At 46.3% G+C, this 15,554-nt stretch carries 13 protein-coding genes; 7 read left to right on the forward strand and 6 right to left on the reverse strand.

Translation table 11 applies throughout. The features are described 5' to 3' along the window. The coding region (locus F0265_RS23435) for a retention module-containing protein (RefSeq protein WP_171750522.1) at window positions 1-2,831 on the reverse strand (2,831 nt) is incomplete at its 3' end. A gap of 350 nt (window positions 2,832-3,181) precedes the next feature. On the opposite strand from F0265_RS23435, the gene F0265_RS23440 reads away from it, so the two are divergent. Continuing rightward, the gene (locus F0265_RS23440) at window positions 3,182-4,771 is read left to right on the forward strand and encodes an EAL domain-containing protein (RefSeq protein ID WP_171750523.1); all 1,590 of its coding nucleotides are present in this window, start codon (window positions 3,182-3,184) and stop codon (window positions 4,769-4,771) included. Window positions 4,772-4,819: 48 nt separating this feature from the next. On the opposite strand, the gene F0265_RS23445 is transcribed toward F0265_RS23440, so the two are convergent. Then, window positions 4,820-5,728 (reverse strand): aldo/keto reductase family oxidoreductase, encoded by a 909-nt coding sequence (locus F0265_RS23445; RefSeq protein ID WP_171750524.1) that lies wholly within the window; start codon window positions 5,726-5,728, stop codon window positions 4,820-4,822. A gap of 95 nt (window positions 5,729-5,823) precedes the next feature. Here F0265_RS23445 and F0265_RS23450 point away from each other — a divergent pair, with 95 nt between their 5' ends. Together F0265_RS23450 and F0265_RS23455 are read left to right on the forward strand one after the other, a co-directional pair. Then, window positions 5,824-6,222 (forward strand): helix-turn-helix transcriptional regulator, encoded by a 399-nt coding sequence (locus tag F0265_RS23450; RefSeq protein WP_171750525.1) that lies wholly within the window; start codon window positions 5,824-5,826, stop codon window positions 6,220-6,222. 124 nt (window positions 6,223-6,346) lie between these two features. Continuing rightward, window positions 6,347-8,410: an alpha-amylase gene (locus F0265_RS23455; protein ID WP_171750526.1), complete on the forward strand. Its 2,064-nt coding sequence runs from the start codon at window positions 6,347-6,349 to the stop codon at window positions 8,408-8,410. Between the two features lie 45 nt (window positions 8,411-8,455). On the opposite strand, the gene F0265_RS23460 is transcribed toward F0265_RS23455, so the two are convergent. Together F0265_RS23460 and aroG are read right to left on the reverse strand one after the other, a co-directional pair. Further along, window positions 8,456-8,782, reverse strand: a complete 327-nt coding sequence (locus F0265_RS23460; protein WP_253809547.1) for a hypothetical protein — start codon at window positions 8,780-8,782, stop codon at window positions 8,456-8,458. Between the two features lie 116 nt (window positions 8,783-8,898). Beyond that, entirely contained in the window at window positions 8,899-9,951 is a 1,053-nt protein-coding gene (aroG, locus tag F0265_RS23465) for a 3-deoxy-7-phosphoheptulonate synthase AroG (protein ID WP_006960398.1), read from the reverse strand. 307 nt (window positions 9,952-10,258) lie between these two features. Between aroG and F0265_RS23470 the strand changes: the two genes are divergently transcribed. Genes F0265_RS23470 through F0265_RS23485 form a run of 4 tightly spaced genes read left to right on the forward strand, consistent with a single transcriptional unit; the run spans window position 10,259 to window position 13,595 of the window. Then, entirely contained in the window at window positions 10,259-10,978 is a 720-nt protein-coding gene (locus F0265_RS23470) for an amino acid ABC transporter ATP-binding protein (protein ID WP_171750527.1), read from the forward strand. Further along, a complete protein-coding gene (locus F0265_RS23475; protein ID WP_171750528.1) occupies window positions 10,975-11,772 on the forward strand; it encodes an amino acid ABC transporter permease in 798 nt (265 codons plus the stop codon). Before F0265_RS23470 ends, F0265_RS23475 begins: the two co-directional genes overlap by 4 nt. Before the next feature lie 42 nt (window positions 11,773-11,814). After that, window positions 11,815-12,624 carry a transporter substrate-binding domain-containing protein gene (locus F0265_RS23480; RefSeq protein WP_171750591.1) on the forward strand — a complete coding sequence of 270 codons (810 nt, stop codon included), beginning with the start codon at window positions 11,815-11,817 and terminating at the stop codon, window positions 12,622-12,624. A gap of 56 nt (window positions 12,625-12,680) precedes the next feature. Further along, window positions 12,681-13,595: an ABC transporter permease subunit gene (locus F0265_RS23485; protein ID WP_171750529.1), complete on the forward strand. Its 915-nt coding sequence runs from the start codon at window positions 12,681-12,683 to the stop codon at window positions 13,593-13,595. A gap of 30 nt (window positions 13,596-13,625) precedes the next feature. Here the strand turns inward: F0265_RS23485 and cyoE are convergent, their stop codons facing one another. Further along, a complete protein-coding gene (cyoE, locus tag F0265_RS23490; protein ID WP_171750530.1) occupies window positions 13,626-14,522 on the reverse strand; it encodes a heme o synthase in 897 nt (298 codons plus the stop codon). Then, window positions 14,515-15,552, reverse strand: a complete 1,038-nt coding sequence (locus tag F0265_RS23495; RefSeq protein ID WP_171750531.1) for a COX15/CtaA family protein — start codon at window positions 15,550-15,552, stop codon at window positions 14,515-14,517. The genes cyoE and F0265_RS23495 overlap by 8 nt, the downstream gene beginning before the upstream one ends. Window positions 15,553-15,554 lie beyond the last annotated feature (2 nt).

The following is a 15,554-nucleotide window of genomic DNA, read 5'->3' on the forward strand; positions in this document are numbered from 1 at the left end:
GTACCGTCTGGGCTAGAGCCGCCAGACAGATCATTTTCTTGCAGAATGAGTGCTTCTGCTGAGGCAATGTTCGGGCTGTCGTCGCCAATGGTCACTGGCAGCGTGATGCTGTCGGTATCACCATCAGTGTCGGTTGCCACTACCGTAAAGTTAATCAGTTCACTGTCGCTGTTGGCGTCATGGTCAATCGGCGCTTTCAGCTCAAAGGTGTAGCTGCCATCTGGGCGTAGCGTTAGTACAAACACTTCGCCATCGGCACTGGAAGCGGTGTACGTCGCCACACCATTGGCATCGACAGATTCAGACAGCGTCACCGCTTTTCCTTGCGAGGTCATGCCATCAATCGGGTTGGTGGTCAGGTCAAGCTCGTAACTCACCACCTTATCCGCCCCTTGAGTGGTGGTGAAGTCGCCGTCTTTACTCAGCAAGGTACCGTCTGGGCTAGAGCCGCCAGCAAGGTCATTTTCTTCAAAGCTCAATGCTTCAGCATTTGTAATCGTTGGAGCGTCATCGACGATGGTGACGGAGATATCTAGAGTCGAGGTATCGCCATCATTATCTTTAGCAATAATCGAGAAATTCAACTTTTGATCATCCGCGTTCGCAGCATGATCAATCGGCGCTTTCAATTCAAATGAGTAGCTGCCGTCTCCTTTTATCGTCAGGACAAACACGTCCTGAGCAGACGTTGAAGCGGTATAGGTATAAGTATTGGTTGCGCTGTCATAAGTCTCACTGAGTGATACTGCCAAGCCGTTCGACTCTAGACCCGCGACTGGATTAGAATTTGTATCCAGTCGATATTCAACTACCGTATCTGCACCCTCAGTTACAGTAAACTGACCGTTTGCCGTCAAAGAAGCAGCGTCTGGAGAGGAACCTGAAGCAAGGTCGTCTTCGTCAAGAGACAAAGCGTCAGCACCGCTAATCGTCGGTGCATCGTCTTTCACTTGGATGAGAATTTTGCCCGCTTCCGGTGAACCCGAACCACCCGCTAATTCAGAGCGGTCGCCATCCGCATCAACCGCATAGACTGGAAGTTCAATCGTCAGTGACTCGTCATTCGCACCTAGATGATCAAGCTGTTCAAACAACGTGAATTCATAATCACCTTGCGCAGGTGAATCCACCTTAATTTCAAATACAGTGACACGACTTCCGTTAAGCTCAATCACACCTTCGTAGGTACGCACACCATTCTCGTTAGTCGTAAGTTCAAGAGTGACCTGCTGTCCCTGCGAAGTGAGTGAGCCATCGGTGTTAAATTCGCTTGGCTCCAGCTCGAAGTGATCGATAATATCGCTGCCTGTGGTGGCTGTTATTGAGCCACTACCCGAAACCACAGCAGTGCCCACTTGCGAGCCACCAGCGACGCCTGCCTCATCAAGACTCAACCCTTCAATGTTGGTAATCACAGGGTTGTTGCCGTCAGTGATCTCAATATTGATGTTGTTGGTTACGGTATCTTGGTCGTAATCCACAATAGTCGTAGGCAGCGTAAGAGAGATCGTATCAGAGCTGTTGTGTTCCAAAGGCTTAAACTGCTGAAACTGGTACTGCCCTTGCGTATCAACGCTGACCGTTAGTACGGTGTCGCCGGAACCATCAGCCGTTAACGTGATTGTTGTGCCATCCTCTGACAGTGTTGCCGTCGTGGTTTGATTATCGCTGAGTAAGCCGTCAAATTGCTGAAGGGCAGAACTGTCAAACGTTACTGAAGCAAGTGCGTCACTACCAATTTCTACCAATTCGCCTTGGATTAACGTTGAGTCAGATTCAACGTTCTGAACATTCGTCGCTTGAGGAGTTGGGTTAACGCCATCGCCAATTGAAACCTGAGCATCTATCGGAGCTTGAATGGCATTGCCACCTGAATCGGCACCTGTGATATCAAAACTGACTGAGATCTGATCATCACTGATCGCAACTTGCCCACCACCTATCGAGTCAACATGATCAATAGGTTGGCTTATAGTTGTAGTCAGCTCTAAGCTGACATCCTTGCCGACCAGAGTCGTATCAATATCAATCCGCAGCACTTCGCCTTGAGCATTGACGCCAATGATATCGTTTTCGGCCGAGTCATAAGTAAACGTAACGGCTTCGCCTGAAGATGTGATATCGGAATTGAGTTCAGCTAATAAGCTGGCGAGTGATGCTGGTTCAGGGACAAAACTGTCTGCGTCCAAGGGAAGATCACCGGCAAAGATGGTGACTGTAGCTGTTTCTGATTGAGGGTAAGTGCCAGCGGAAAGAGAACCTTCTATCACGCTGTCAGAAATGCTTTCACCACCAGCAGCAAAGACTAACGTTCTTAGCTCGTCATCCGTTTCATCGACCTCTTCTGAAGCCTGAGCAGCAGTTTCGAAAAAAGTGCTCGCCAGCACCTCGGTGCCATTATATTCAACGGAAACAAAGCCCCCATTAGCCGAGCCAGCACCACCAGCCCCCGCTGCTGTTGCTTCTAGAATTTGAGTCGGGTCAGCGCCTTCCAAGATTGCGCCTTGAATCGCCGCAATATCATCTTCACTTAAAGCACCTTCACCAAGCTGGTCCAGATCAAACTCAACATTGCCGTCAACTGACGCAACATGCCACGCACCAGCTTCTGCGCTCTCTAAATCAAGAGAAATGCTATTTTCGTCAATCTCTGAGGGAACACCGTCCGCACTTAACACCACAGAAGCATTGCGCGCGGTGATCATGATTTCATTCGACTGGATAGCCTCGCCTTGAATGACTTTTCTCGCAGCACCATCTGGCTTAACGGCGATAACATCACCATTTACTTCTTCTACGATGCGAGCCTGGCGTACTATTTCGACATCCATATTTATCCCCTCAATCTGACTAAGCAAGTCAACAGCAATTAAGAAATTTAATAATATTTAACAAGCGTATTGGCGACAAAAATATCAAATTTTGTCTATGATTCCAGTGCTTATTCTCTTATTACAGCCGATATTCGCTATTAACTTAAGTATAGACGTGAACCCGCCCAGATACCCGATACCTAACATCATGATATTCAACAGTTAACTGTTCCGCATACGCCAAAGTCTCAACTTTGAGAATTGGAGTTAAAAACTGTGGTGTTTACTTAATTAAGGCTATGAAAAACATCGTCTTTGATAGATAACTCTTATAGTAAAGAAAATACTATACGGACATTGATGTCTTCATGAATTACAAAATTCAGCGTTACTTGGCTAATGGAAGAGAAGTTTTCGCGCATGTACCCAATTTATTCCCGATTGCCGGAATATTTGCAGCGGTACTTATTGTGTCGTTTATCTGGAATTATCATCAAACCAGAGAGCAAGCGATCCTAGACGGAAACCACTCCGTGGCCACGCTGGAAAACTATATCGACCGAGTAGCCAACGAATTAATCGTCCTGAAGCAAAATGTCAGCACTTCATGCAGCGAAGAAGACAAGCTCGCCCTTCGCGCACATATGTTTCACTCTGATATGATTAAAGAAATTGGCTTATATCAGGGTTCCAATGTGTATTGCACCAGCAACGAAGGGCCAACCCGTATCCGCTTGTTTTCTTCCGTGTTAAAGCGCATTTCAGAGTCATCAAATAACATCACCATTTCGCTGACCAAATCTAAAAGCAAACTCAATTCATTTTTCATTTACGTCTCTTCCAATGACGGAACGGGGATTAACGCGCTACTTCCACCTAATCAGTTTCTGCAACAAACTTCTTCCCTGTTAGACAATCAGCACTACGGGTATCAGATTCAAGTCCTCAGCCGCAGTATTCAAGGTCAACATCAGATTTCTGAATATATGACCACTCCGTTTAACTTCTCATCACAACTCTATCCGTTGTCGGTCAAAATCCAGCTTGATACTGCCGCTTACCTTCACCATTACCAACAAAACATTTGGCAGGTCGTGCTGTTCGCTTTCGCCTTGTCACTGATTTATATCCTGCTGCGTCATCACACTCTTGTCAGGCATTCGATCGAATTCTGTCTAAACAAAGCCATAGACGAGCGTCAGATCGAACTGTATTTGCAACCTATTGTGGACATCGAAACGCGCAATGTCGTCGGTAGTGAAGCCTTGCTACGTTGGAATCACCCACTGAAAGGCAACATTTCTCCTGAAATATTTATTCCCCTCGCGGAGAAATTGGATCTCATTGATGATTTGACTCGTCACACCTTTCAATCAGTGACAGAGTTTCTAACCCAAAATGGCCATAACCTAGGCAACCATTACATTAGTATCAACTTAAGCCGTACATCATTGCTCAAACCTGACTTTATGGCTTTTCTGCAGTCTTACGCCGAAGAAAACCCTGCTTATGTTCAACACATTCTGATAGAGGTGACGGAAAACCTCGACTTTCCAACCGAGCAACTTAAGGACGCACTCAATTCTTTACAGCGTATAAGCCAGCTTGGATTTGAAGTCGCAGTGGATGATTTTGGTACCGGATACTCCGGGTTGAATTTAATAAGACAGCACAAGTTTAATGTGATGAAAATAGATAAAGTTTTCATCAACAGCTTAGGCGCAGACACCCATATCAAACCAGTTATTCAGTCTATGGTGAGCTTAGCAAAAGAACTGAACATGAAGATTATTGCTGAGGGTGTAGAAAACGAACTTCAGATCAGCCAACTGAACGAGCTTGGCGTGCGCTACATTCAAGGTTTTTACTATTCAAGACCAATACGACCTGAGGCACTTGTCGAATATACTGTTACACCATTTAGTGTGCGTTTTGCCAATCGTTCTATCTGTTACTAAAAAAGGAGCCAGCTTAGCTGACTCCTTTTTGTTTTCATTTTAAATGGCCTATGGCACACCATGACCTTTTGAGGCTACCCAAACGCGATACCATTGCTCACGAGTCAGTTCAATATCCATTGCTTCAACAGCGCTTTTCACGCGTTCAATTTTTCCTGAACCAACAATAGGCAGAGGTCGTGATGGCAGTCGATTAACCCAAGCGTAAATGACTTGATCAATACTCTGCGCACCTACTTCACATCGGATAGCTTCTAGCTCATCACGAACACGTTGTGCCTGCTCGGTTGCACCAGTAAAGATGCTTCCACCGCCTAGACAAGACCACGCCATTGGTCGTACACGCTTCATTTGAAGCTGATCTAACGTGCCATCATGGGCAACCTCAAAATTCAGCGGGTTGATTTCAACCTGGTTAGTAACAAGCGGTTTTGTCACACGAGATTGTAGAAGCTCAAACTGACTTGGAGTGAAGTTAGACACACCAAAATGCTTCACCTTGCCAACTTTGTGTAATTCATTAAACGCATCCGCCACTTCATCCGCATCCATCAGTACATCCGGTCTGTGGATGAGTAGCACATCAATCTGTTCGATATTCAGACGTGCCAACGAATTGTTGACCGATTCATAAATATGCCCCGCGCTGGTGTCATAATAGTTCACCTTGCGCTGAGGAAATTTGTCGGTGCAGAGCTTAATATCGCACTTAGTAACGATCTCGATCTCATCGCGAACGGAAGGATCTAGCTTTAACGCTTCACCAAATAGCGCTTCACATTCGTAGTTACCGTAAATATCGGCATGATCGACCGTTGTGACACCCAATTCAATGTGCTGCTTGAGAAACGATAATCGTTGCTGAGGCGTCATACCCCATTCTGCAAGACGCCAATAGCCCTGAACCAGTTGAGAAAACTCCGGGCCTTGCGGCGCAATTGTGACTTTAGACACCATCACTTACCTCCTAATAAAATCTGCCTTTACACTATTCTTGTTTAATTCAATGCTCAACGTATACTGACAACAAATTCGAACCAGAGTACGAAAAATTGAGTTTCTCCGAACGGCTAAAACAATTGATTGGTGAGGAGTCGGTTTCTGGTTTTGCTCGTAGAGTAGAACTCTCAGAGGCCTTGATTCGCAAATATCTCAACGGAAGTGAACCTAGTTTGTCGAAAGCAAACCAGATAGCCATGAAAGCCAACTGTTCACTTGAATGGCTGGCCACTGGCTGCGGATATCTATACAGACAAGCTGAAGTGGTCGACATGGACGCTTACATTATGGCCTATCGACACGTTCATGGCGTTGACCCCAAAGACCATGAACAACACCGCCATGTCATTGCAGGTTATCAATATCTGCGAGGTCACAAGAAAGCCGATGGATACCTTGATGAATCTGCCATGGCGCAATTTTTAAATCGCCAGATAAAGACACAGAGCTAAAACCATCATTCGAAGAACGCAAAGGATGACTGCTGTGATTTTGAGCAAACTTTAGGGCGTAGATTAGGGGAATGATGTCAGCTTGAGAGAATCGGTTTAGCCTTGATGAAAAAACAATCAAGGAATGAACGTGAAGCCAACACATCTCTCTCTTGCTGTGCTGACTGCCTTAATCAGCTCAGCAAGTTTAGCCGCGCCGACTCTTACCATTTCAACCACCACCACAAGTCGGGACTTCCCTTTAAGCGCATTGGATCCATTGGTTCTGCCGCTTAAAAAAGAAACCTATCAAGTTAATATATCGGGGATCGATGGTACATGCCCATCGGTGACAGAACAGAAAGTTAGGTTCCGTAAGCCACTAAGCCTCAATTGCAGTAGCGATACCGAATTATCAGTTAAGATCCGCTTCAGTGGTGATTACTCCTTTGCCTACGATGATACTCAACACACAGTAACAATTGCTCGGGAAGCAAAGAAAGTCGCAGCCAAGAAGTTTACCCGTCCTATCCCTGATGTCGTTTGCGAGCAATACAAAGGTGGAGAAGTGACACTTTCTTTAGGTGACACCTTCAGTGACGGCACTCAGCTCAGAGAGGCATTTTCAAATCAACTCGTTACCGTGCAAAACAACCAAGTCAGATTAACCCCCTCTCCGAACAGTGGTGGACTTGTTCTACTTGAACAGGCCGACGCCAGCGCCTCCTCTGCGCAATTCGACTATCGAAACGCCAATATCTATTTCGCCATGGTGGATCGATTCAACAACGGAGATACATCCAATGACCACAGCTATGGTCGAAAGAAAGATGGCAAACAAGAGATAGGCACCTTTCATGGAGGGGATCTTAAAGGACTAACCGAAAAGCTCGATTATATTCAAAGCCTTGGCACTGACGTAATCTGGCTTTCTCCTATCGTAGAGCAAGTCCACGGCTTTGTCGGTGGTGGAGAGAAAGGCAGTTTTCCATTCTATAGCTACCACGGTTACTGGACTCGTGATTTCACTAAAATCGATCAGAACTTTGGTAATGAAGAGGATCTAAAGCAGTTGGTTACACAGGCTCACAAACGTGGTATGCGTATCTTCCTTGACGCCGTGGTCAATCATTCAGGTTACTCGACACTGGCAGACTTACATTTCGACAACATAAACGTTGTTAACACCGAAAATATGCCCGATAAGTGGCAAGACTGGGCACCCAAATCAGGGCAGAACTGGCATAGCTTTAACGATTCTGTTGATTACACAAGTTCAAACTGGCAGCAGTGGTGGGGTAAAGACTGGGTTCGAGCAGGTTTACCAGGCTACAGCAAACCCGGATCAAGTGATATCACAATGACGCTGGCTGGCTTACCCGACTTTTTGACCGAGTCTGAGCAGCACGTAATGCCACCAGAATGGTTACTCAACAATCCAGGAACCCGCGTTCAAGCGCGTGAGAGCTACACCGTATCTGACTACCTCATCGAGTGGCAAACCGACTGGGTCAAGCGATTTGGTATTGATGGCTTTCGAGTTGATACCGTTAAACACGTTGAAGGAGATGTGTGGAAACGGTTGAAAAGCGAGGCAACAAAGAGCCTTGAGCAATGGCGTGTCAATAATAATCAGACTGGGCAACCTTTTTGGATGATGGGTGAAGTCTGGGGACATTCTGCTTACCGTTCTCCTTATGTTGACCAAGGTTTCGATGCGCTAATCAACTTTGATATGCAGAAGAAACTCGACAAAGGTGCTGCTTGTCTGAGCCAAATGCAGGAGACCTATCAAAACTACGCCGATTCAATGCAAGAAACGCCAGATTTTACCCCTGTCAGCTACATGTCTTCACACGACACAGAACTGTTTTTCAGTCGTTTCAACTCGATTGAGATGCAGCGTAACGCCGCCAACGCTTTACTACTTAGCCCCGGCGCTGTTCAGGTTTACTACGGTGATGAAGTGGGAAGAGATTTAGGCCCCTATGCTGATGACTTCCATCAGGGCACTCGCTCAGACATGCTGTGGGAGCTAAGCAAAGAGCGCCAACAACTTCTCAAGCACTGGCAAACGTTAGGCCAGTTCCGTCAATCCCACCCAGCAATAGGAGCTGGTGTACACAAAGAAATTGGCAACAATTCTGCCTATGTTTTCTCTCGGAGTTTGGAAGGTGACACGGTTGTTGTAGGTTTCGTTGGTAAATAAATAACAAGGGCTCTCTGCCGAGAGCCCTTGTTCAAAATAGTCAGATTAAGGTTCGTAGTTTGGATTCATCAATGAATATCGGTATTGCTGATCTTTCTGTCCTTCCGCCGCAATATAAAGTAAGAACAGTCCTGTATGACCGATGCCACATTTGAGATCGCAAGGGACCTCATAATCTAGCTTCAAGGCTGGCGGAGGTGATGCACTATCGACCTTTACATCAATCGGGTCTTGGTTCATATCATTGCGCGAGTCATCGTACTTGGGCAGAGTGTAAATAAACAAATCACTCTCGCTTTGGGCCGCGTGAGCCCATGGGGCTAGAGCCAAGCATAGTATGACAGTCCAGATAGTCGTTGACGTTCGCTTCATGAATCATTGGGGTCGATAAGTTTGATTTCCATAATATATTAAACAGTGTTCAATTAAACCCCTAAAACGAAAAAAGCTCCCAATTTGGGAGCTTTTCTTACAAATAAGAGCTAGGTTTATTTGTTACGACGCGCTTCTACCGCATCGGCTAACTGACGAAGAACCTTTTCAGTGTCTTCCCAACCAATACATGCATCAGTGATAGACTGACCGTAAGTCGGTGCTTGACCATCAACAAGATCTTGACGACCTTCAACTAGGTGTGACTCAATCATTACACCGAAAATAGCATCTTCACCTGCAGAGATTTGACCCGCTACATCTTCCGAAACCAACATTTGACGCTGGTACTGCTTCGAGCTATTCGCATGGCTAAAGTCGATCATCACCTTCTGAGGTAGACCTGACGCTTCAAGTTCAGATTTAATAGCACCAACATGCTCAGCACTGTAGTTAGGCTCTTTACCACCACGTAGGATGATGTGGCAGTCTGGGTTACCAGCAGTTTCAACGATTGCTGAGTGACCGTACTTAGTGACTGACAAGAAGTGGTGAGAAGCACTCGCACTGCGGATTGCATCTGATGCAATTTTGATGTTGCCATCAGTGCCGTTTTTGAAGCCGACTGGGCAAGAGATACCTGAAGCCAGTTCACGGTGTACCTGAGACTCAGTAGTACGTGCGCCGATAGCACCCCAGCTGATTAAGTCTGCAACGTACTGCGGAGTGATCATATCAAGGAATTCACTCGCCGTCGGTAGGCCAAGATCAGTTAGATCCAGCAGCAACTTACGACCCATGCGCAGACCGTCGTTGATCTTAAACGTATCGTTCAGGTACGGGTCGTTAATCAGACCTTTCCAACCCACAGTTGTACGTGGCTTCTCAAAGTAAACTCGCATCACGACTTCTAGACGGTCGCCCAACTCATCACGCAATACTTTCAAACGCTTACCGTATTCGATTGCTGCTTCAGGGTCGTGAATAGAACAAGGACCAACGATAACCAGCAGGCGGTCATCATCGCCGTTTAAAATCTTAGAGATTGCTTCACGAGAGCGAAAAGTCGTTGAAGACGCAGTTTCAGTTGCCGGAAACTTCTCTAAAACAGCTACTGGCGGTAATAATTCTTTTACTTTGCTAATTCGTACATCATCAGTCTGGAACATTGCTTACGTCTTCCTATTTCTCTTGGCTTGAACACCGCACCAAAAATTAGTGGTGCATAAATGCTCTATTTTGTTTTTCATCTTCCCTGTAACTTATCTATCAAAAACGATGCTTGCAACCACTTTTTAAACCAAAAGGCAATATTTCTTCTATTTTTACATTTTACACCGCATGTAAAATTTAAATTACATACGATAAAGAGTGAGCAATATCAGGCTTTCTAGCTCTATTTGAACCGCATGAGATGCAATATCTCTTTGATATTGTTAAGGTGGAAATACAAATAAATGCATATAAAGAACCGGCATGAGCGCCATCGATTTTACACACGTCAGCAAGTGGTACGGCCATTTTCAGGCACTGAAGAATATTAGCCTCTCTGTACAAAAAGGAGAGAGGTTAGTCGTTTGTGGTCCCTCTGGTTCTGGAAAATCGACCTTAATTCGTACCGTCAACGGTTTGGAAACCATCTCAAAAGGCAATATTCAGGTGCTCGGCCAGCCTTTGTCCTCTGTCTCACCGGGAAAAGTCGGCATGGTTTTTCAGCATTTTAATCTTTTTCCTCACTTAACCGTATTAGAGAACCTGACGCTGGCACCGATGCGCACATTGAAGCAATCGAAACAACAAGCCATCGATACAGCCATGCACTTTCTAGATCGCGTCAACATCACTGAGCAGGCAAGCAAATATCCCGTTCAATTGTCTGGCGGGCAGCAGCAGCGTGTCGCCATTGCACGCTCTTTGTGTATGAAACCCGAGATTTTGTTGTTTGATGAGCCAACCTCCGCTTTAGATCCTGAGACCATCAAAGAGGTTTTGGAAGTGATGACAGATTTAGCCACAGATGGCATGACGATGATTTGCGTAACACATGAAATGGGCTTTGCCAGAAAGGTGGCCGATAGAGTGATATTTATGGATCAGGGAGAAATACTCGAAATGGCTACCCCTGAGCAATTGTTCAGTGCGCCCCAACATCCAAGAACACAACGATTTCTGGAGCAGATCCTGAGCCACCAATGATTAGCCGAATTTTAAAGCCCGTTTTATCCGCCTTCGCTCAGATCGTAATGCTAGGTTTAGGGTTATGGTGGCTGCTGGATTCTGGCGCGAAAGCAATAGATTACCAGTGGCAATGGCACCGAGTACCTGACTATCTTGCCTTCTATGAAGATGGCCAGTGGTGGCCTGCTGAACTGCTCGAAGGCTTGTGGGTCACTATCAAGATATCGGCATGGAGCCTATTGTTTACTCTGCTGATTGGAATGTTGACGGCTTTACTCAAGCTCTCTCAATCTGTTGTAGGCCGAACCATCGCAAATACTTACATTGAGCTGATTCGCAATACGCCACTTCTGGTTCAGATATACCTTTTGTATTTCGTCTTTGGTCCAGTGATCGGCCTTGATAGATTTGCGACTGCGATTTTGGCGCTCTCACTTTTCCAAGGTGCCTACACCGCTGAGATTTTTCGTGGAGGTCTGAACAGCATCTCTAAAGGTCAGTTTGAGGCTGCTCGCTCCCTTGGGCTCAGCCCTTTCTCTACCTACTACGACGTTATCTTCCCGCAGTTACTGCAAAGAACGTTACCGCCTTTAACCAATGAAGTGGTTTCTCTGGTTAAGAACTCCTCAATTGTCAGCGTAATGGCCATATTCGACCTGACGACAGAAGGAAGAAACATTGTTTCGGAAACCGCGATGCCATTTGAGATATGGTTTAGCGTGGCAGCGATATATCTTTTACTCACACTGTCACTCTCGGGAATCTCCGCTTGGCTAGAACACAAACTTGGCGCCCAATGGCGTGCTCAATAATAAGGAAATCAAATGAAACACTTAGGACAAAAGATTCGTTCGTTGAGAGCTTTCAAGCAAGCGATTACCGCTTTGCTTGGGCTAGCAGTAGCACTACCAACGCTTGCCAGTGAAACCCCAAATTTGGATAAGATTAACGAGCGCGGTACCTTACGCGTCGGAATGTCGACCTTTGTCCCATGGGCAATGCGCGACAAGCAAGGGGATTTAATCGGCTTTGAGATCGATGTGGCTGAACGTCTTGCCGCGGATTCTGGCTGGAAAGTCGAATTTGTACCCACCGCTTGGGATGGCATTATTCCAGCGCTTCTGGCGAAAAAATTTGATGTCATTATTGGCGGCATGAGCGTGACTCCCGAACGCTCTAAGAGTGTTTTATTTACCACTCCTTATTCACACTCTGGTGTTCAGGTGGCAGCCAATAAAGAACTGGCTTCAGGCTTTTCTGAAATGAGCGATTTCAATTCTCGACGCATTAAAATCGCTGCACGCCGTGGCGCCTTCACGGTACAAGTCGCTCGAGAAGCTTTTCCAAAAGCTAAAATTCTTCAGTTCGACGACGATGCTCAAGCATTTCAGGAAGTCCTCAATGGTAACGCTCACGCTGTGATTGCTTCTAGCCCTAAACCTGAACATGAAGCAGTAAAGAATGCCGACAAACTGTTTATCCCGTTTAATGAGCGCCTGTCTAAGGGTAACGAAGCGTTCGCCGTTCGTCTTGGTGAAAGTGACAAGCAAGCCTTCTTCGACCAGTGGATACAAGCTCGTACCGAAGATGGCTGGCTTGAGCAGAGATACGAATACTGGTTCGCGACGCTCGACTGGCAGCAGCAAGTTGCAACCGGTCAATAACCACGTTTCTTAAACCCAGGATGATTGACAAGACATAAAGATTAGCAGGACGTTAGGTGAATAAATCGAATTTGCTGACCGCCAGTCAGGACAGAAAACCCAGCTGGAACTTCAATAAACTTGATGTAGTTTTATTGCTTGTTTTAGCTGGATTTGGGTTCTGGCTTTACCAACGTGCTTCTATCGGAGTGAATTACACTTGGCGATGGAGCGAAGCATTCACGCTAATCTTTACTTCACGCTCTGATGGGTCGTTGCCCTACTTCATTCAGGGTGTGATCTCGACATTACGGCTCAGTGTTTGGGGAATGCTACTGGCACTAACCTTGGGAACACTCATTGGTGTAGCTAGGCATTCTTCCATTTACGTATTTCGTTCACTGGCCAATGTGTATATCCAGTTAATCCGAAATATTCCCCCGCTGGTCTTTGTGTTCATCTTCTACTTTTTTATCTCAAATCAGCTCATTCCCGCTATCGGGCTGGAAGGGATTCTAAGGGAGTACTCTGGAGAGGCGAATGCGTTGCAATCGATCTTGTTCGGGCCTAAGCCTCTATGGGAAAACCTGCTGTCTGGCGTACTTTGTGTCGGGATCCTTTCCTCTGCCTATGTTGCTGAAATAGTACGTTCAGGTTTGGCTGGCATAGCAAAAGGACAATGGGAAGCGGCGGACGCATTGGGGCTATCTACTTGGGCTAAGTACCGTTTGGTAATCGCCCCACAGGTATTAGCCGCAATTACTCCTGCACTTGCCGGACAAGCCATTTCATTGGTCAAAGATACCTCGATTGTGTCACTGATTTCGATTCAGGAAATGACTTTCGTTGGCACAGAGATGGCAAACTCTTCCGGCCTTATTTTTGAGTTCTGGCTGATAGTAGGCGCCACTTACCTGATATTTTGCCTGACGCTTTCTACCTTATTTAAAAGGCTTGAGCGCCACTCCTTGAAACATAAAGCAAATGGCTAGACAGGTACTTCTCTCAAATCAAAACTTCCCTCAAATCAAATAGTGCTCGGCTAATAGCGCGGAAAATAGCAACATCAGGTGCCAAATAGAGAACTTAAATGTTTTGATGGCTTGCTTCTCGTCAGTACCAAATTTCAACTTCCAAGCGTGATAGATAAACAACGCAGACAGTATTGTTACTGAGGCTAGGTAAAAGACTCCTGCCATCCCAACCAACACAGGGAACAGGCAAACGATAAGTAATAATACGGTGTAAAGCAGTATTGATGTTTTCGTATATTCCTCACCGTGCGTGACAGGCAGCATTGGTATATCGGCTTTGGCATAATCCTCTTTGCGATGAATCGCTAATGCCCAAAAATGCGGAGGGGTCCATATAAAGATAATCATCACAAGCAGCCAGGCATTAGCATGCATTTCACCTGTGACAGCCGTCCAACCAAGTAACGGCGGCATCGCACCAGCAATCCCCGCAATGACGATATTTTGTGGCGTAGCCCGCTTTAAGTACATGGTGTAGATAACGGCATAGCCCAGCAAACTGGCAAAAGTCAGCCAAGCCGTCAACGCATTCACCCAGACATACAAGACCACAAATCCGGCGAGCCCGATTCCAGTGGCGAACGCAAGCACATTGCGCACATTGAGTTCACCCGACGGCAGAGGTCGCTTGTATGTTCGAGCCATAACCGCATCAATACGTCGGTCAATCAGGTGGTTAAATGCTGCAGCAGAGCCTGCCATCAAAGCAATCCCCAACATACCAAGAATTGATTGTTGAACAGGCAGTGTTCCTGGCACCGCCAAACACATACCGACCAGAGCGGTAAGCAGCATTAAAGCAACCACCTTCGGCTTAGTCAGAGTGAGGTAGGTTCGCCATAATGATCGGTCTTGTTCAGAGATGTGACTGATAGAATTACTCATCGCGAACTCTCCTTACGAAAAATCGAGTGGAATGGGCATTAGCAGTGACTTTCTGTCGCAGCAGATAATTGACATGGAGGACTGAAAGCAGCAACAAAGCAGCGACTAGGTTATGCGCAACCGCCACCACAAGAGGTAAGCTAAGTAAGACATTAGCAATACCTAAACTGATTTGTAGAATCAGCAACACACCCACTTTGAAAGCGGCACTTGTTAGCTTAGGATTTCTGGCACATAGCAACGCACAAAGTAAACTGATGGACAACAAAGCCACCAGCACAGCACCAAATCGGTGCGTCACATGAATGGTCATGCGAGCGCCATAGTCTAACGTGCCAAACTCGTAGGTTTCCTGCTTGGGTTGTATCAACTGAAAAGCGCGGTAAAAATCCAGATGCCCCGTCCAATTCCCTTCACATACCGGTAAACTTGTACACATTAGGGCGGCATAGTTGGATGATGTCCAGCCGCCCAAGGCTATTTGAATAACAACAAAACACAAAGTGACAGGCGCGAGAAACTTTAACCAACCAGATACATGAGGGACGGCTTCGATGGGTGACTTGCGATCAAGTAGCCGCCAATACAGCAGCGCAAGTAAACAAAACAGCGTAAACCCACCAAGAAGGTGCCCCATCACCACCAGTGGCATCAACTTCATGGTTACCGTCCACATACCCAAGAGCGCCTGAAAAACCACCACTAAAGAGATCACAATCGGTAAGCCATAAGGCAACGACTTCTCTTTAATCACTCGAAATGAAATAGCAAACACCAATAAACCCAGCGTGCCCGCAAAATAACGGTGGATCATTTCCAGCCAAGCTTTATTCGCTTCAACAGTGAGCTCAGGATACAAGGATTTTGCCAGTGCGATTTCTTGTTGATCGCTAGGTACGGTCAGCTGGCCATAACATCCCGGCCAGTCCGGACATCCTAGTCCAGCGTCAGCCAGTCGGGTATAGGCACCAAGCATGATGACGATAAACGTCAATACGAGACTTAGGCGAACTAAATTGGTCAATCCCATAA

The sequence above is a fragment of the Vibrio sp. RE88 genome, from assembly GCF_013113835.1.
Lineage (GTDB): Bacteria > Pseudomonadota > Gammaproteobacteria > Enterobacterales > Vibrionaceae > Vibrio.

Coding starts and splice junctions, on each gene's coding strand:
- F0265_RS23440 (WP_171750523.1), top strand. CDS start 3,182: ATGAATTACAAAATTCAGCGTTACTTGGCTAATGGAAGAGAAGTTTTC.
- F0265_RS23445 (WP_171750524.1), bottom strand. CDS start 5,728: ATGGTGTCTAAAGTCACAATTGCGCCGCAAGGCCCGGAGTTTTCTCAA.
- F0265_RS23455 (WP_171750526.1), top strand. CDS start 6,347: ATGAACGTGAAGCCAACACATCTCTCTCTTGCTGTGCTGACTGCCTTA.
- F0265_RS23460 (WP_253809547.1), bottom strand. CDS start 8,782: ATGAAGCGAACGTCAACGACTATCTGGACTGTCATACTATGCTTGGCT.
- aroG (WP_006960398.1), bottom strand. CDS start 9,951: ATGTTCCAGACTGATGATGTACGAATTAGCAAAGTAAAAGAATTATTA.
- F0265_RS23470 (WP_171750527.1), top strand. CDS start 10,259: ATGAGCGCCATCGATTTTACACACGTCAGCAAGTGGTACGGCCATTTT.
- F0265_RS23475 (WP_171750528.1), top strand. CDS start 10,975: ATGATTAGCCGAATTTTAAAGCCCGTTTTATCCGCCTTCGCTCAGATC.
- cyoE (WP_171750530.1), bottom strand. CDS start 14,522: ATGAGTAATTCTATCAGTCACATCTCTGAACAAGACCGATCATTATGG.
- F0265_RS23495 (WP_171750531.1), bottom strand. CDS start 15,552: ATGGGATTGACCAATTTAGTTCGCCTAAGTCTCGTATTGACGTTTATC.